The organism is Undibacterium sp. Di27W (assembly GCF_049340345.1).
Taxonomy (GTDB): domain Bacteria; phylum Pseudomonadota; class Gammaproteobacteria; order Burkholderiales; family Burkholderiaceae_D; genus Undibacterium.
The window spans coordinates 13959-33294 of the sequence record NZ_JBMPOS010000021.1; the positions used below are offsets into that span (position 1 = coordinate 13959).

8 protein-coding genes are annotated in these 19336 nt (G+C 53.2%); 4 read left to right on the forward strand and 4 right to left on the reverse strand.

Going from position 1 to position 19336, the window contains the following annotated elements; translation table 11 throughout:
• Nucleotides 1–14 precede the first annotated feature (14 nt).
• The 4 genes from ACO0LF_RS28485 to ACO0LF_RS28500 are packed head-to-tail and all read right to left on the reverse strand — an operon-like array spanning nt 15 to nt 4301.
• A complete protein-coding gene (locus tag ACO0LF_RS28485) occupies nt 15–842 on the reverse strand; it encodes a class I SAM-dependent methyltransferase (RefSeq protein ID WP_423020291.1) in 828 nt (275 codons plus the stop codon).
• Nucleotides 839–1735, reverse strand: coding sequence for a transporter substrate-binding domain-containing protein (locus ACO0LF_RS28490; RefSeq protein ID WP_423020293.1), 897 nt, complete (start codon nt 1733–1735; stop codon nt 839–841). Before ACO0LF_RS28490 ends, ACO0LF_RS28485 begins: the two co-directional genes overlap by 4 nt.
• Nucleotides 1732–3810, reverse strand: a complete 2079-nt coding sequence (locus tag ACO0LF_RS28495) for a SpoIIE family protein phosphatase (protein WP_423020295.1) — start codon at nt 3808–3810, stop codon at nt 1732–1734. Before ACO0LF_RS28495 ends, ACO0LF_RS28490 begins: the two co-directional genes overlap by 4 nt.
• Before the next feature lie 47 nt (nt 3811–3857).
• Nucleotides 3858–4301 carry an ATP-binding protein gene (locus ACO0LF_RS28500; RefSeq protein WP_423020297.1) on the reverse strand — a complete coding sequence of 148 codons (444 nt, stop codon included), beginning with the start codon at nt 4299–4301 and terminating at the stop codon, nt 3858–3860.
• A gap of 378 nt (nt 4302–4679) precedes the next feature.
• Between ACO0LF_RS28500 and ACO0LF_RS28505 the strand changes: the two genes are divergently transcribed.
• The 4 genes from ACO0LF_RS28505 to ACO0LF_RS28520 all read left to right on the forward strand — a co-directional run bounded on the left by ACO0LF_RS28505 (nt 4680) and on the right by ACO0LF_RS28520 (nt 19303).
• Complete coding sequence (locus ACO0LF_RS28505; protein WP_423020299.1) at nt 4680–5366, forward strand: hypothetical protein; 687 nt, start codon at nt 4680–4682, stop codon at nt 5364–5366.
• Between the two features lie 111 nt (nt 5367–5477).
• Nucleotides 5478–14306, forward strand: coding sequence for an aminotransferase class III-fold pyridoxal phosphate-dependent enzyme (locus ACO0LF_RS28510; protein ID WP_423020301.1), 8829 nt, complete (start codon nt 5478–5480; stop codon nt 14304–14306).
• Nucleotides 14303–15352: a TauD/TfdA family dioxygenase gene (locus tag ACO0LF_RS28515; protein WP_423020303.1), complete on the forward strand. Its 1050-nt coding sequence runs from the start codon at nt 14303–14305 to the stop codon at nt 15350–15352. The genes ACO0LF_RS28510 and ACO0LF_RS28515 overlap by 4 nt, the downstream gene beginning before the upstream one ends.
• 24 nt (nt 15353–15376) lie before the next feature.
• Complete coding sequence (locus ACO0LF_RS28520; RefSeq protein WP_423020305.1) at nt 15377–19303, forward strand: non-ribosomal peptide synthetase; 3927 nt, start codon at nt 15377–15379, stop codon at nt 19301–19303.
• The last annotated feature ends 33 nt before the right edge of the window (nt 19304–19336 follow it).

The window sequence follows — 19336 nt, forward strand, 5'->3', positions numbered from 1 at the left end:
GATTGCATCATATTTTATACAGGCACCGCAACCGCACGTATGCCATAGCCCAGGGCCGCAGGCAGCAAGGGCAGCAGGGCTTCGTCGAGCTTGCCCAGAAAATCAGACTGGGTAATCATCCATTCCGGCAGCAGGCTTTCTGGCGACAGGGCAGTGATGGCAAAGCCTGCTTCCTGCAATTCTGCACGCAAGCCTGTAACTGAATACAGATGATAAAAAAACTGGTGCGCCTGTTTGTCTATATTGCGGGTGAAGAAAATATTACCGGGTTCTTTCTGTGTGTCGCGCGCCTTGCCTGTCATGCGTTGCCAGTGAGCCGCAAATAATTCCAAAGGGCGACGGCGGAAAATGCTGGGTACACTGAGTACCAGCTTGCCCTCAGGCCGCATCAGGCGACGTAATTGTCTCAGTGACGCGATTCTGGCGGTATGGTCGCCGACATGACTGAGTACACCAAACATCAGCATGATCATGTCATAGTCACCCTGGGCGTTGAGCTTTTCTGCTTCGCCATCGAATAAACGCATGCGCGCTGCATCCGGGTGATTTTGCAAAAAGCGTGATAGCTCGGCAATTGCGGCATGCGAGATATCAAAGGCCGTTAAATTGGCTCTGGTCTGTTGCAGCAGGGGCAGGGCATAGCGACCATTGCCACAACCAAAGTCGAGTATGTCTTTCGCTTCTTTTGCACCATTCTCAAACAGGAAGTGCAGGGTACTCTGGTTAGGCTTGGGATAACGCTTTTCGTATTCGTGGCTGGTGTAATAGCGGTCATACAAATCCGTCATCGCCTCAGTGATTTGATGATTATCACGGATGGGTGCTGGCAAATCATCTTTCACAGGCATTCTTTCGGTGTACTGGGGCTGATGCTGTCGCCACATAACCATTTGTCGCCGTTTTTCTGGTTCCAGGTCTTATGCATGTCATCGAGAAAACGTGATGGTGGTATCGACCAGGATTTTTCGGCTTGCTGCAAATAGCCATTCCTGTGCCAGTTGATGATGGTTTTGGACAGGTATTTTTCCAGTTCACCACCACGTTCAGCTGGGGCAATCGCAATCGACCAGGGCGTCGTGAAGATGGTCGTCATGGGCATGACAAAGTCATTCGCCCATTCTGGCGCACGTAGCATGGCAGCGATAGCGGTATCGTCATACACCAGGGCGGCACAGCGGCCATCACGCAAAGCCTGTTTCGACCAGTCATTCGAATACAGGGCAACTACATCGGCACCATAGGTGACCGTCACGCGGCGATTATAAAAAGCCCCGCGACGACTGCAGACCCGGCGGTTTTTCAAGTCTGTCCATTCCTTGAAGTTTTCAGTCTTGCGGGTCAACAGGTTCACACCTGAGCTATAGTAATGCGGCAGGATGAGATTGAGTTCTTTTTGCCTCTCCGGGGTATCGGTCAGGGTGGCGATCAGGATATCGACCTGACCGCTTTTGACGGCGTCTATGCGTTCTGCCGTCAGCACGCCTACCAGTTCCAGCTGTACACCCAGCTCAGTGGCGATGCTTTGTGCCAGATCAGGTTCCATGCCTATGATCTTGCCGCTACCTGCATCCTGGTAACCCCATAGCAGTACGTCTTTTTTGACACCAACGACGAGTTTGCCGCGCTGCTTGATTTCTGCCAGGCTGGTCGCCTGCGCGACACCGCCCAGCATTAACATTGTGCTGAGCATTGTCACATAGGCCAGGCTAAAGATGCTGGATTTGTATGTCATCATGATACCTGCTGATTTTCTTGTGGTTTATTGTCGGCTGCACTGTTTTTTGCAAAGTGGAAGTGCAGGGCAACACAGGTAATATCATCCGACTGCGGCGCTCCATTGGCGTGCAGGTCTACATCAGCAACAGTGCGGTTGACTGCTTCATTGACATCTGCAATCGGGTGGTTTTCAAACAGGGGTGGCAGGCGCTCTGGCGTGTATTCTTCATTTTGCGGATTGAAGGCTTCAGTCACACCATCGGTATACATGAGTACGTAATCACCCGCCTGCAACTGTATGGTTTTTTGTGCAAAGGGTATGCCATCCATGATGCCAAGTGCGCTGCCGCCCGTCATGGGCAGGAACTCTGTTGCGCCATCCTGATGTATCAGCAGTGGTGGCGGGTGGCCGCCATTGACATAGGTAAGGATGCCAGTCTCTGGATCAAGCACCGCATAAAAGGTGGTGACGAAGATACATTCATCATTGTCTTCTGCCAGTATGTCATTGGCGATAGCAATGATTTCACCAGGTTCGCTGGCATTGCGGGTGGCGGTAGCACGTATCAGGGTTTTCGATACCATGCCGAACAAGGCTGCAGGCACACCCTTGCCACTGACATCGGCCACCACTATGCCTATCTTGCCATTGCCCAGGGAGAAGTGGTCATAAAAATCCCCGCCCACTTCCTTGGCAGAGCGCATGATGCCCCACAGCGAAAACTCTTTTTCATTCGGCCAGTGGCGCGGCAAGATAGACAATTGCATGTTCGCCGCAATATCGAGTTCTTGCCTGATGCTGACGAGTTGCAGGCTTTGTTTGAAGGCTTGTGAGATGGTTTCAAACCAGGGTTTCCAACTGCCTGGTACTGCCGGTATAGGGGCGGGGGTGAACTGGCTTTCTTGCGCGATATGCGCCACCAGTTTGGATGCCGGTGAAATGAATTCACGTGTGGTCACATAATAAGTGACGACCATCAGCAGGGTCAGGCCCAGTATCACCAGTAGCATGATGGGGCCACGCTCCCATAATAGATTTTTCCATAGCTGGTTCTTGGGGACGACATACACCAGTTGCCATGGCGCTGAAATGAAGGGGTGACGTATCAACAGATAATCCCCGATCTCGACAGCCTTATTGGCAGGGATGTCGGTCAGGCGTTTGCCATCTGTGAGTATGCCTGCAGGCATGACTTTTTCCAGTCTTTGCGTCGCTTGCATTTCCAGAGCATTGGCATGAGCCTCAGGATGGGCGACCACTTCGCCATAGGCATCTACCAAAAAGGCAGTGCCAGGCGTATAGGCAAAGTCAGCATTGATGCGGTTCAGATAATCGAGACTGGTATCAATGGTGACCACACCACGGAATTTGTCATCACGGTAGATGGGGGCAGCGGTGGGCACCAGCAAACCTGCGGCCGTGCCACCGTAATACACAGGCGCCCAGTATTTTTCGCCAGTGGGGTTTTTCTCAGGCGTGCCCATGATCCAGGCCTGGCTTTGATATACCTTGTCGCTATGCGGGCGTTTGGCACTATCCATCCAGGGATAGGTATTGGAAAAATTATCGACCGAGATGAAACGGCTTTCACTGGCATTCGGTAAATTGAAAGCGATGGCCTGGAAAACCTGGTTCAGGTTCAATGCCATTTCCACATCCAGATAAAACTCAGGTGTGCGGCCTGAGAGTTTACCTATGCCATTCAGATTGCCAGTAGCATCTTTTTCTGGTGCCTTGTCGAGGTCAAAGCTGCCGGTTTCCTGCTCCAGTTTCTTGAACAGGGGGGAGTGCCCGGGATGCGTTTCTGCTTCGCTCGACGTGACTGGGGCATTGTCGTAAAAATCTGCCGCCGAGATACGCATGGCTTCCAGGCTGTCCAGCGATGAGCGCAGGATGAATTCAACAAATTGCCCATGTCTGTCTACATGGCCTTGTATGACCTTGACTTCTTCCGTATGTTTTTGCCGTATCTGGAATAAAAAGAAACCCATGGTCAGTACGACGATGGCGATATAGGTGAAGCCAACCAGGCGATTATAGTTGCGGAAGAAGTTGATATTGTCATTGCTGACGGCTGGCGCAGTGCTGGGCATTTTCTGATCCGGTGTCTGGTTGTCTCTGGTCTGTTTTCTGAAAATGCTCAGGATGGAAAATTCTTGCTAAAGCGTACTTCATTGAACTCGCCATCGCGGCGATAAGTAAAGCTGTCTGCCATCTTCCTGACAAAATGCACGCCCAGGCCACCTATATCACGCTCATCGACATCAAGCGTGATATCTGGCTCGGCAATGGAGAAAGGGTCAAAGGCAGGTGCGCTGTCGCGGATGATGACTTCGACGCCATTGACGATGCTCAGCACGCTGACTTCAATTTCACCACTGTCAGTTTTTCCATAACCATGCATGACGACATTGGTCAATAGCTCATCAAGCATGAGAATGATGCTGTTGACGGTGCGGGCAGGTATCGCCAGCCTGTCGGCCCAGCCGCGCAGGGCTTCAGTCAGTGCTTCAATTTCGGCGATATGACCGGGAATGATGTGGTGGAATCTGGCATGGTCCGGCGCTGCTTTGTCATTCGGCATTCATGCCTCCTCAGCTGATGGTATTCGCCCGTCTATAGGATAACAAATCCGGCAATATAAAGATGCAGCATGCGCATGGTTAAAGAATGTTAAAAGCTGATTGCCGAAAAACTAGCCAGGGAAAAGCAGTTAAAAAAGCAGCGCGATGCAGGAATTTCAGATTCGTGTACAGCGATCAGTAAGCGATGCTGCTTACTCAGACTATTATTCCCTTGATGGAATTTTTTGTCGATGATTTCTAACGCAAATTAACAGATTTGTCGTGTTTTCTTCGCAATTTATTTTATATGTTCGCAAGTGTTGTTTGCCTGCATTCATATTGCTGCGGCACTGCCAGATGGGTTAAACTTTTTACATCGACTCAGCCGGTTAAAAACAATGAATTCTCAATGGTTGTTTCCTACCCCGTATTGTCTTTTCGTGCGCCTGTCTGTGCGCCGCGAACGCTATGTGCAATTCAAAGACCTGGCTGGTAAAGTGGCTTTTGCCTATCAACAGCATAGCCGCCGCATGCGCTGGATGGCGTATGCCACTGTTGCTGGTCCTGCCAATTATGTCTACATCATGCTGCCACTGGCTGAGTTGGGTGATATGGACCGCATGCCTTCGCTGGACCAGGTCTTGCATGATGTGTATGGGGCAGACAGCACGCCCTTGCTGGAAAAATTCCAGGAATGTGTCTTGCAGATGGAAAGCTTTGTACTCAACCGTGTCAACGACGGCATAGACCCGATAGAACGCGAAACGCCTCCTCCTTATCTGTATTACCTGAACCTGCAAGCCCATCCTGGCCGCATGGGGCAGCTCATGCAAAACCTGCAGCAACTCGGTGTCGCTACCGCTGGCAGCCCCTTGTTTTGTTTTGCCACTTTCGCCGGGCCAGTCAGGCTGCATGCTTTTACCATGGGCAATACCATTGCCGAACTTGGTGAAGTCGCGACGCTGGAAACGCGTGTGGTGCAACACTATGGCGCGGAAGAAGGGCATAAGGTCATCGCCCAGATTCATGACACCCTGGTCGATATCGATGCCTCGATATTGCGTTATATAGGCCATCTGGATTAAGGCGGCTATGCATACCAGGGATTTGATAGCCATGTTGAGCTTGGATGCAAAAATAATTCATCGATGTATTGCCTTGGGGCATGATTTCTCCTGTCTTTTGATTTGTCCATCATGAGCGATGAAAGCGAAATGACGGCAAGAGATGTATCACATGCGATTGCTGTCATCGGCATGTCATGTGTTTTTCCTGGTGCTGCCAATATAGAGGCATACTGGTCCCTGCTTGAGCAGGAAGTATGCGCTGTCAAACCCATACCGGCTGAGCGCTGGGATGCGGCAGATCTGCCTGCATCTGCAGCACCTCATGCAGGTTTTATTGATGATGCAGCCTGCTTTGATCCGGCCTTCTTCAGTATCTCGCCCAAGGAAGCAAGCGCGCTGGACCCGCGTCAGCGTCTGAGCCTGCAACTGGCCTGGTGGGCGCTGGAAGATGCAGGTATTGCTGCCGACAGTTTGAAAGAGGCGCGCCTGGGTGTTTTCATCGGTGCAGTCAATGGCGAATTCCTCGGCAGCTTTGCTCACACTGATGATGTAGAAGCCCATATGGGCATAGGCATGTCAAATGCCATCATCGCCAACCGTATCTCCCATGTGCTGGGCTTGCGTGGCCCCAGTATGAGCATAGATACTGCCTGTTCATCCTCATTGGTTGCGGTACACCAGGCTTGCCGCAGCTTGCAGGCAGGTGATGCCGACATGGTACTGGCTGGCGGCGTCAGCCTGATGTTAAGGCCAGACAGCAGCGTGGCATTGGGCAAGGGCAGCATGCTGGCACCTGATGGCTTGTGCAAAACCTTTGATGCCTCGGCCAATGGTTATGGCCGCGGTGAAGGGGCGGGCCTGGTTTTGCTGAAGCGGCTGTCAGATGCACTGGCAGATGGTGACCGTATTCATGCCGTCATACGTGGCTCAGCCACCAACCATGATGGTGTCTCGAACGGCATCACCGCGCCGAATGGACTGGCGCAAGAGAATTTGATACAGGCGGCGATTGCCGATGCTGGCTTGTCACCATCAGCAATACAATATGTAGAAGCACATGGCACTGGCACTTTGCTGGGTGACCCTACCGAAACCCGCGCTTTGGGCCGCACCCTGGGCCAGCAGCCACGGCAAACGCCTCTGCTGATAGGCTCGGTCAAAACCAATATCGGCCATCTGGAAGCTGCTGCCGGTATCGCTGGCCTCATCAAACTGATACTGGCGCTCAAACATAAAAAACTACCCGCCAGCCTGCATTACACCCAGCCTAATCCGCACATCAATTTTGAGCAATTGCGCTTGCAGGTGGTGGCGCGGACTATGGACTGGCCAAGCAACCCTGAGGCTAGCCCGCGAGCAGCTTCCATCAGCGCCTTTGGCTTTGGTGGGGCGAATTGCCATGTCGTGCTTGAAGAATTTAATCCGGCATCTACACCAGAAAATCTGCGGACAGGTGAACCGAATATTTTGCTCCTGTCAGCATCCAGCAATGAAGCTCTGAGTTTGCTCGCGCAGCAAACAGCACAAAAGCTGCAAGCTGGAATTCATCAAGACTTTGCCGCCATCTGTGCTTTATCCCAGCATGGCCGTGCGCACCTGCGTCACAGATTGGTGCTGGTGGCGGCAAGTGCTGAGGAGGCTGCTACACATCTGCATACATGGCTGGACCAAGCCCATGCTGAGCAAGTCGTCACTGCTGTCGCTGCCAGAAGGCCGCCCAAACTGGCTTTCCTCTGCCCCGGCCAGGGCTCACAAAGGCCAGGCATGGCCAGGGGTTTATTCCAGTTTGCCAGCTTTCGCGCCACTATTGCTGAAGCTGATGCAGTGTTGCCCTGGTCGCTAAGCGAATTACTGCTAAGTTCTGATGAAAATATCGACAAGACTGCTTACACTCAGCCAGCTTTACTGGCATTGGGCGTAGGATTGGCGCGCCTGCTGGCTGAATATGGTATCAAGCCCACGGTGCTGGCAGGGCATAGCCTGGGTGAATACACCGCCGCAGTCATTGCTGGTGCTGTGAGCTTTACTCAAGCCCTGCGTCTGGTTGAAAAGCGCGGCAGACTCATGGGAGCCTTGACTTCAGATGGTGCCATGGCCGCGGTACGCGCCGATGAGCAAACTGTCTTGTCATATCTGGCGGGCACAGAGATCAGTATCGCCGCCGTGAATGGCCCGCAATCTGTGACGATTTCCGGTGCTAAATATCAACTGGATATACTCAGCCAGAAGCTGATTGCAGATGGCATACGAGTGCGCATGTTGCGGGTAAAAACTGCTTTCCACTCGGTATCGCTGGAACCCATGCTGGCAGAGTTTGAACTGGCTTTGCAAAAGCTGGAGTGGCAGCCACTGCAAGTGGCTGTGTGCTCTAATCTGACGGGTGAATTGCTACCCGTTGGCCATGTCTACGATACGGCTTACTGGTTAAAACATACGCGCGAAGCCGTGCGTTTTGCTGATAACATCGCCGCGCTGAGTAAAACCGGCATTGATACCGCGCTGGAGCTGGGCACTATGCCAGTGCTGTCTGGCATGCTGGATGATGTTGCAAGTGCCAACAATGTCAATGTCCGCAGCCTGCCCTGCCTGGATGTGACTCAGAATGACAGAGTCGCATTCCTGAAAACAGTCGCGCACCTGCATGTGCTAGGTAGCAAGCTGCAATTCGCTGACAAAAAAAATACCGCGGCTGGCGATGCCTTGGCCTTGTATCCCTTTGCCAGGGATGTCTTTCCCCTGCGCCTGGGCTTGAACAGCTTTGATGGTGGCAGGGCGGTAGCACCATCAAGTAAAGCTGTCGAAATCAGCAAGCCAGTGGCGGCAAGCACGCGCACAATCGTCAGCGATCCGCTTGCTATCCGCAAGCGCATCATTGCCATCATCGCAGGCTTGCTGGCGATTGACTCTGGCAAGGTCGATGCCGCAGCACCCTTGCTGGAAATTGGTGCGGATTCATTGATTTTGATGCAAGCGGTGGGCCGCATAGAAAACGAATTCGCAGTCAAGATACCAGTACGTGCTTTCTTTGAAAATTTGTCTTCGATTGAAGCCGTGGCTGCGTATTTGGCGGAACAGCAAGGCGGTAAAGTATCGGCTGATGTAGTCGTCGAAAAAGAGCTTGAAACTGATACATCAGCAGCACCAGTCCTTAAACCCAAAAACAATATCCTGCTCAGTAGCAACCTGAGCGAAGTACAACGTCAGCATCTGGCGGAATTCAGTCTAGCCTATTGCAAAAAAACTGCTCTGTCCAAACAACAGGCCCAGCAATACCGTCACGTGCTGGCAGACAGCCGCGCCTCAGCGGGTTTTCGTTTCTCGATCAAGGAAATGTTGTATCCCATCGTGGGGCAGCGTGCTGCCGGTTCCAAAATCTGGGACTTGGATGGTAATGAATACATCGATATTTCCATGGGTTTTGGTGTGCAGTTGTTTGGGCATGAGCCAGAATTTTTGAAAGAAGCATTGGCAGAAAGCCTGTCGCGTGGCATACGCATAGGGCCGCAGTCAGACATGGCTGGCGAGGTCGCCAGCCTTATCAGTGAGTTGACGGGAGTAGAGCGCGTTGCCTTTTGCAGTTCAGGTACAGAAGCCATCATGACGGCGCTGCGCCTGGCCCGGACTTTTACTGGCCGCAACAAGGTCGCGATATTCCGCGACAGTTATCACGGTCATTTTGATGGTGTGCTGGGTGAAGTCAATGATGACCCCTGGAAAGCGAGTCCGCGTGTGGCTGGCATTACGCCTGGCATGGTCAGCGACCTGGCTTTCTTTGAATATGGATCGGCAGAGGCACTGGAATTATTGCGTTGCCGCCTGCATGAATTTGCTGCAGTGCTGGTCGAACCTGTACAAAGCCGTAACCCTGGCCTGCAGCCGCAAGACTTCTTGCGCAGCCTGCGCGCCCTGACCAGGGCTACTGGCAGCTTGCTGATCTTTGATGAAGTGCTGGTCGGTTTTCGCATACACCCTGGTGGTGCCCAGGCGCATTTTGATGTGCAGGCAGATATCGTCACCTACGGCAAGATAGTTGGTGGCGGTTTGCCTGTGGGCGTCATTGCTGGTCGTGCCGATATCATGGCAGGTATTGATGGCGGGCATTGGCAATATGGTGATGCTTCTTACCCGGCGGCGGATACGACTTTCTTTGCGGGTACTTTCAATAAACACCCGCTGGTGATGGCAGCAGCAAAAGCAGTGCTGACCGAGATCAAGCAAGGTGGCCCGGCTGTCTATCAAAAACTGAATGACAATACCGCCAGGCTGACTGCGGAACTCAATCAGGTTTTTGCTGCGGCCGGTGCACCTATACACATGAAGAATTTCGGCTCGCTATTCCGCTTTGTATTTAGCGAGAACCTTGATCCCTTCTTTTATCATTTGCTGTATCGCGGCCTGTATGTGTGGGAGGGGCGTAATTTATTCTTGTCGACTGCGCACACTGATGAGGATATCGCTCAGATAGTCAGCCGTGTCAGTGAGAGTGTGGCTTCCTTGAAATCGGCGGGCTTTATTGCCAATGCACCTGAAGCACAGAAGCTAGCAGAGATAATTCTTCCTTTATCCAAAGCACAAAAACAATTGGCAACACTGGCAGCTTTGTCTGAGCAGGGTTCTGCAGCCTATGTCGTCAGTGTGGCGCTAGAATTGCAGGGTGATATCAATCATGCTGAAATCACACACGCATTTACAAGACTGGTAGCCAGGCATGATGCCCTGCGCGCATCGATAGACCTGGAAGCAGGTCTGCAGAAAATTGCAACTCATGTGGATGTAAAAGTGCAGTGCCATCAAGTCACTGCCAGCACGCTGGATGCAGCCTTGCAAAACAGTGTTGCAACCAGTTTTGACCTGACGCAGGCTGGTGCCTTCCGCATAGACTTGTTTGAGCTGGATGCACACCATGCTGTGCTGCTGTTTGCTGCCCATCATGTCTTCATCGACGGGCAATCCATGCAGATGCTGTTTGAAGAATTTGCAGCGCTCATAAATGGCCAGCAGCCAGACAGCAAACCGGACTATGCCTTATTGGCGCAACGCATGGCAGAGGCAGGCTCATCGTCAGAAGAGCAAGAGCACAAGCAATACTGGTTAAATAAATTACAGCACGCGCCAGTCGGTATAGAACTGCCATGCGCCCATGCCAGGGCCAGCATGCGTGGTTTTGCAGGTCAGCGCCTGACGCATGAACTCGACAAGAGCATCTTGCGCCAGCTTGAGCAAAAAGCGGGCAAGCTGGGCATGTCATCCAGCATGGCTTTGATTGCAGCCTTTGCTGCGACGCTACGTCGTGCCGGGGCAGGGCGGGACATGGTACTCGGCGTCCCTTATTCTGGTCGTGATGATGCATTGGCGCATACGCCAGGTTATTGCGCGCATCTCCTGCCCTTGCGTCTGAACATTCCTGCGCAGACGAATACCAGCACAGTGCTGGCGGAAGTGAAGCAGCAATTCCTTGATGCCATCAGCCATGCCAATTATCCGCTATCGCAACTGGTCGATGACCTGGGGCTGGCGCGTGACCCGGCCAGGCCGCCATTGGTGAATATTACGTTCAATGTCGATAAACTGGCAAGTATGCCCAGCTTACCCGGCATGACGGTGCAGGCGTATTCCCTGCCTATACGCCATGCACGTTTTGACCTGGGTTGTAATCTCGTCGATTGGCAAGATGGTGCGCGGGTGGAACTGGATTTCGATAGCCAGTTATTTGATGCTGCTGACATGCAGCAATTGCTGGACAGCTTTGTCGCCATGATAGAGCGCATGGCAGGCACTGACCAGGATTTTGATGAGCGTGCTGCTGCCAGGGCCGTCTGGTTGCCTGCCAGGCTTGAATCAGTTTCTGCTAAGCCGGGTTTGCTGCAAAAATTCCGTCAGTCAGTTGAACAAGACCCGCAAGCCGTTGCCTTGCGTGTGGATGCAACTGAGCACATGACACGCCAGCAGCTTGATCGCTTATCAGACAGGCTGGCGCGGGATATTTTAAAAGCTGAACAAAGTGCCGGCCCTGTACTCTTGCTACTGGGCCGCAGCCTGGCCTTCCCCGTTGCCATGCAGGCGGCATGGAAGGCAGCTAAAGCCTATCTGCCGGTAGACAGCAATCTGCCACAAGGCCGTGTGCTGGAATTGATAAGGCAGGCAAAACCTTGTTGCGTCATCTTGCAAGACAATCAGGATGTGGGTGATGCCTTGGCCGCGCTGGATATCCCCTGTCTGCAATTGCCAGCCAGTCTCACAGAGATCAGTGTTCAGGATTATCAGCCATTGTCTCTACCTGACATTCATCCAGAATCATGTGCCTATCAGCTATTCACTTCAGGCTCCACAGGCAAGCCCAAGCTGGTTGCCGTGCCGCACAGGGCAGTTCAGCATTATCTCGATGCGATTATCACCGCCTTTGATTTGCAGCCTGGTTTGCGTTATGCGGTGATATCGACTTTTGCGGCTGACCTGGGTCTGACTAGCGTTTTACCAGCACTATTCCATAGCGGTTGCCTCTCCATCGTCAGCAATGCCCTGGCGCGCGATGCGGACGGCTATGCAGCATTGATGCAGCAAACTCCGGTTGATGTATTAAAGATAGTCCCTTCACATCTCGAAGCTTTGCTGACGGCGCAGGACAAGGCTGCAGTCTTGCCATTGACGCATTTGATACTCGGCGGCGAAACTGCCAGCGTCAGGCTCTTGCAAGAGCTGGGTAAGCTGAAACCAGCTTGTGCCATCTTCAACCACTTTGGCCCTACCGAAGCGACTATAGGCGTCATGGTAGGCAAATGGCAGGGCGATTTGAATGGCATACGCTTCAGCCAGCCTCTGGGGCGCAACCGCATACACATACTTGATGCAGCAGGACAGCCATGTGCGTATGGCGAGACGGGCGAGATTTATCTGGCTGGCCCTGGCCTGGCACTGGGTTATGTGGGCGTGACTGAAGATGCAGCCAGCCCTTTCTTGTTTGCCGACATCGCAGGAGAATCTGAGCGCCTGTATCGTACTGGTGACCTCGCAGTCATGCATGCCGATGGCCGCATACAGATACTAGGCCGCAAGGACGAGCAACTAAAAATACGTGGTTACCGTATAGAACCGGCGGAAATCATAGCAACCCTGATGGCGCAAGAGAATGTGGCGAATGCGACGGTGATCTTGCATAAACCCGAGTCCGCAGAAAAAGCAGGTCGCGCCAATGCAGGCCGCCCATATTTGCTGGCTTATGCCGTTGCTGCGGATCAGAATAAACCACTTGATACGCAAAGCCTGCTGGAGAAACTGAAGCAGAATCTACCCGACTATATGCTGCCTAAAGCTGTGATCGCCATAGCCAGCATTCCTTATACCTCGAATGGCAAATTGGACAGGGCTGCCTTGCCAAAACTGGATGACGAGCAAGAGAATCCAGAGACAAAAAACGCTGCAGTTTCAGCAGCAGAAGCTGTCGTACTGGCAATCTGGCGCGAACTCTTGCAGCGCGAAAGCCTGAACACGCAGGCAGATTTTTTTCAGAGCGGTGGTGATTCCATCCTGGCGATACAAATGATGGCCCGCTTGCGCCAGGCTGGCTGGCAGGCCAAGGCCATGGATTTATATGCAGCGCCACTATTGGCTGACTTTGCAAAAAAACTCTTGCCTGTTGGTGAGATGGCTGGTGCGGATATTTCACCTGAAGGCATATGCGGACTCTTGCCTGCGCAACTCAGATTGCAAGAGCTGATGCATGAGATACCAGCGCATTACAATTTATCCGTCTTGCTGGAAATGGCTGACTGGGTCAGAGCTGACATGTTGGAGCAGGCCTTGCAAGCGCTGATAGTGCAACACGACGCACTGCGCCTGAGTTTTAGTGATGAAGCTGCGCATTTCAATGAACTATCCAATACGTCAGTTTTACATCTGACTAAAGACTACCAGCAAGTACAGGCTTCATTACAGCCAGGACAAGGGAGTTTGCTGGCTGCGGCATGGACACCTGCAAGCGAAGGGCGTGCATCGCAGCTTTTGCTCGCTGTGCATCATCTGGTCAGTGACGGTATCTCCATGCAGATTTTGCTGGAAGATTTGCGGCAGACATTGCTGGATTTGCAGGCAGGCCGTGCCCCTGCATTGGGTAGGAAGACTGCCTCAGTACAAGCCTGGGCAGAACACCTGAAGCGCCAGGCCAGCCAGGATGCTGTACTGGCAGAGGCAGAGTATTGGGAAATCTGCACTTCCATTCCTGCGCCGGAATTACCCGGCAGTGGTGATGGCTATGGCTGTATTGCTGAAGAAGCACAGGTCAGCGCCATCCTGCCAGCAGAAATCACCAGCCGCTTTTTGCAGGGGCTGCCAGATGCAATAGCGGAAGATATCCTCATCGCAGCCCTTACCCTGAGCCTTGGTGACTGGACAGGTGAGCCTGTCGCTTATCTGGAACTGGAAAGCCATGGCCGTCAACTCGAGCAGACTGAGCTGGATGTTAGCCGCAGCGTGGGCTGGTTCACCAGCCGTTACCCGGCCTGGTTTGACCTGACAGATATCAATGCGGATGCTGCTGCCAGTGAGATTGCGGCACAGCGCAGTGACATCCCTGAGCATGGCTTTTCTTATGGCTTATTGCGCTATCTGGGCCCCGACAAAGTGCGTGCCACGCTGGCACAAGGGCAGATGCCCGAGATCAGCCTGAACTACATGGGCCAGATCAAGCCACCGCCTGATGATGTCTGCAAGCTCTTGTCATGGTCGCCTGACCGGCAGGACAGGGGCGCAGAAAGAGCAGGGCACTTGCCACGCCTGCACAAGCTGGCGATAGAAGCTTACATTGTCGATGGTTGCCTGCACTTGCTGTGGCAATACCATGCAGGCAGTTATCCAGAACAGGAAATCCGCAGCGTCGCGCAAAAAATGGCCGGCCATATCGCCAGTATCTTGAGCGGCAGCACTGCGACAGAAGCAAAACATGGGAAGGAAGAAATAGCATGAACACGATGCCCAAACCCGGACTGAATCTGCGTCGCCCTGCCGTGCGCCTGTCGGATGGCAGCCTGGTCGACAAGCAGGGTTTCAGCAGTGCATCTGGTTTGCCACTGGTCTTGCGGCCACATGCAAAAGGCGTGGATTTGCTGGGCTGGATCAAGGATAAGCAGCCAGAGTTGCAGCAGGATTTATTGCAATATGGTGGTTTGCTATTCCGTGACTTTGATATGCACGGCGTGCAGGATTTCCAGGCTGGCCTGAATGCCTTTGGCGTGCAGCTCATGAACTACATAGAAAAAGCCACGCCGCGCAAGCAGGTGGATGACCAGGTATATACCTCGACCATCTTCCCACCCGAACATGTGATCGCCCTGCATAATGAATTGTCTTATGTACGCCAGTGGCCCGGGCGCATCGCCTTTTTTTGTGAAGTCGCTTCTGAGACAGAAGGCGAGACGCCTATCGCCGATGTACGCCGCGTACTGGCTGCGATAGATACTGAAGTCAGGGAGAAGTTCCGCCGCCTGGGTTGGATGCTGGTGCGTAATTTTGGTTCTGGCATAGGGCCATCCTGGCAGCATTCGCTGGCAGTAGAGAGCCGGGAAGAAGCCGAAGCCTATATGCAAAAATCAGATACGCAATGGACCTGGATGGAAGGCGACAGGCTGCGTACTTCACAAGTACGTTCCAGCATACGCTGTCACCCGCAGACGGGCGAAGAACTATGGTTCAATCACATCGCTTTCTGGCACCCATCCAGCATGACGGATGAAATACGTACTTCATTGACAGGTGACCTGGGTGTGGACAACCTGCCGTATAACACTTTCTATGGCGATGGTACGGTGATCCCTGACGAGATAGTGGCGCACTTGCGTGCCGCCTATGATGCAGAAACTGTCAAGTTCCGCTGGCAACCGGGTGACCTGCTCTTGCTCGACAATATGCTGGTTGCGCATGGTCGTTCCAGGTTTACCGGTGAACGCAAGATACTGACGGCCATGGGTGATGAAGTACGTCCGGCCAGTGTCTTGCCGGGTTCGATAAATTAAGCAATAACTGAGCAAGGACACGCAGTGAGCGGCAAACTGAAAAGCGGTTTTTCATTATCACCAGTCCAGCAAAGGCTGTGGCAACTGGCGCAAAGAGATGGTCAGCAGACTTATCTGGTCAGCGTTGACTTCCGATGCGCTGGCGTGGATGAAGCACTATTGCGTCTTGCCTTTGACCATGTGCTGGCCAGGCATGAAATCCTGCGCATGGAATTTGGGGTATTGCCTGGCATGCAGCTACCCGTGCAGGCACCTGCTGAAACACTGGAGCCTACGCAAATAGCGCCACCGCAACTGGCAGCCATCCATGAAGACCAGCGCGCCTGTCTGCAAAAACTCAATGACAGTCATTACCGGCTTGGCCTGTCTGCCCTGTGCGCTGATGCGCAGACAGCTTTGCTGATATTGACAGAAGTCGAAGAAAAACTGGCAGATGCAGCAAGGGGGACTGCGCCGCATGCAATAAAATTTGAGGAAGAAGACTTGCCTTTCACCAGCCTGGCGCAATGGCAACACGATATGCTGGCAGAACCCCAGGATGTGCAATTGCCAGCCTGGGATACGACAAACAGTCTGGTGGCAGGTAATCTGCCAGACTGGCCTTTCATGCGCAGGCAGCGGCCGGCTACACCCTATGTCAAGCGTCAGGCTCTGGCGTTGCCAGCAGACTTGTCTGCCGCCCTCAATGCCCTGGCTGACAAAAACCAGTTGCCAGTCGCGTATTTGCTTTATCTAGCCTGGGCAGTATTGTTATATAGATTAAATCCGCAGTCACCTGCCGTGGCTTATCAGGCCAATGGCCGTGCCTATGAAGAAATGGCGGCAGCCATGGGGCCTATGGCGCGCTTTATCCCGCTGCATACGTTCATTGCACCACAAGCCAGCTTCATGACATTGCTGAAGACATACAGCACTGCCATTGATGAAGCCTGCGCGCTGCAAGACTATATCGCACCGCTGGATAGCAAACAGGGTCTTGCGGCAGGTTTTTGCTGGCAGCAGGCGAGTACAGGAAAACTGATAACAGCAGATGCGCCTTTTGCCTGGACCGATGAATGCCTGTTGGTATTGTCAGCGTATGCAGATGCAACAGGCCAGTTGCAGTTGTATGTTGATTACGACATGGCAGTCTGTGACTCTACCTGCATGCACAATCTGGAAGAAGAATTGCTGACCCTGCTGGCATCCATAGTCGAGAGCCCGGACGCACAGATAGATCAATTGACACTGCTAGGCCCCAACGAGCGGCAGCAGATCATGCATGATTTTGCCGGACCATCAGTGCAGCCCGCAGAACCATGGCAAGCACCAGTACAAGATATTCTTGCTTGTCTGGCAAAGCACCCAGAACAGATATTCATGCAAAGCCCGCTGACCCAATTGAGTGGCCAGGCTTGCTCACAGCGCATAGCAGAACTGGCTCAACATGTGCTGCTGGCCAGGCAGCAGGATGAAGCCAGGGCCAGGGTCGTGGCGGTATTGCTGGATCGCAGTGTGGATATGATAGCCAGTATGCTGGCGATACAGGTGGCAGGGGCAGCTTACCTGCCTCTAGATACTGCCTACCCAGAAGAGCGCATTGCCTTCATGCTACAAGACAGTGGCGTCAGCGTATTGCTGACCAGCGCGGCTATCGCTACCCAATTCAAACAGCAAGCTGCTTTCTCGGGTTTGCTGGAAAAGATAAGGCTGATCACGGTTGATACCTTGCCCGCACTTGAAGATGCATCAGCCCCGCAGTTTCCTGTAGTACGAAGCAGTGACCTCGCCTATCTGATTTATACCTCGGGTTCGACCGGTCAGCCCAAGGCTGTCGCGGTAACGCATGGCGCACTTGCCAATCACATGCAATGGATGCTCAGGGATTTACCGCTGGATGCAGACGATGCAGTGCTACAAAAAACTGCCATCAGTTTCGATGCCTCAGTCTGGGAAGTATTTGCCCCACTGATGGCAGGCGCGAGACTGGTACTGGCCGAACCCGGTGTGGAAAGAGACCCGGAAGCTTTATTGCAGACACTGCAGGATTTTGATATTAGCGTACTGCAACTCGTGCCCAGCATGTTGCGCATGATGGTAGGGCAGCCGGAGTTTGCCAAATGCCTGCGCCTGCGTCGTCTGTGTTGTGGTGGTGAGGTGCTGGATGCTCAACTGGCACGCCAGGTGCTGGCGGCTTTGCCAGACGGTGCAGAGTGCATCAACCTGTATGGGCCTACCGAAGCCACGGTGCAAGTCGTTTATGAAAAAGTCAGCATGGATGACGTAGTGGTTGCCATCGGCAAGCCCATAGACAATACCCGCATCTATGTCCTTGATGAATATCTGCAGCCGCAAGCCATAGGCGTGCGCGGTGAGTTGTATGTGGCAGGTGCCAGTCTGGCGCAAGGCTATTACCAGCGTGATGCCTTGACGGCAGAGCGTTTCGTCAGCGATCCATTTGTAAGTGGCGCACGCATGTACCGCACGGGCGACCTTGGAGGCTGGCGCATGGATGGCAAGCTTGATTGCTTTGGCCGTGCAGACCGGCAAGTCAAGCTGCGCGGCTACCGTATAGAACTGGGTGAGATAGAAGCCATTGTTGCTGCACAACCTGATGTGTTGATGGCTGCTGTGGTAGTCGATAGGGATGCTGCAAACATAGACCAGTTATTGTGCTTCTATACGCTCAAGCCGGGGGCGAGCCGGTCCGTCGCCAGCATCAAGGAGAAGCTGGCTTCTGCCTTGCCAGACTACATGCTGCCAAACTGGCTGATACCGATTGATGCCTTCCCCTTCATGCCCAATGGCAAGGTCGATAACAAGGCTTTGCTGAAGTTGCGGCCATCGAATACCGCCATCTCGCAGGCCCCGCGTGACACGCTGGAAATGCGCCTGGAACGTATCTGGGAAAGTGTCCTGCATGTATCCCAGGTCGGCATCACCAGCAATTTCTTTGATCTCGGTGGGCATTCTTTACTAGCTGTGCGCCTGATGGCCGAGATAGAAAAAGAATTTGCCCACAGGCTGCCACTGACTTCGCTATTCTCTGCACCCACCATTGCAGCCCAGGCAGAACTCTTGCGCAATGAGAGCCTGCAACTTGATCCTGTCGTCATACCCATACGTGCAGGTAATTCTCTGCATACGCCTATCGTGCTGGTACACCCTACTGGTGGCAGTGTCTTGTGTTATCGCGACCTTGCCAGTGGTCTGACGACGGACAGACCGGTGATAGCCCTGCAAGATCCCGGCCTCATGGGCGATGCGACTTATGAAAGCGTGGAAGAACTGGCCAGCCTGTATCTGGACAAGATCACCCCGCTGGTCAAGGACCAGCGTTATCTGCTGGCAGGCTGGTCCTCGGGCGGCATTATCGCTTATGAAATGGCAAGGCAGGCGCTGGCGCGCGGTTATGAAATTGCCTTCCTGTGTCTGATAGACAGCCAGGTTGCACCACTGGCTGAATCTGCGCCGCCGCGTGAACGTTTATTACGCTCCATCTCACGCCTGATTGCGCATAAGGCAGACATCGCCTGTCCTGATTTATCTGGTCTGCCTTTTGATATCGCATTGCAGCGTCTGCTGGAACTGGCGCGTGAAGCCGACTATGTACCACCACATGCCGATGAAAAAGAAATCGCTCGTTTATTTAACGTGTTTGAAAAAAATGTGACTGTCATAGGCCGCTATGCCGCTGGCCCTCTGCCGCGCCGTACCCTGCTCATGAAAGCCACACAGGCTTTGCCGGAAGCGATACGTGAAGCTGCAGTGCATTACAACTCGGAAGAAAAACATCTGGGCTGGGACAAACTCTGCTTTGTCAAAGTGCGCGATATCGTCGGCGACCATATGTCGATGATGGAGGCACCGAGAGTCCATGCGGTAGTAGTTGCCCTGGACCAGGAATTGAAGGAAGTCGAGCGCCTGCATGGCCTGGGGCGGCAGATACTATTACCCATGCTGGGTCTGTAGATAGGAATGAAAACTTGTTTTTGCTATTCTAAA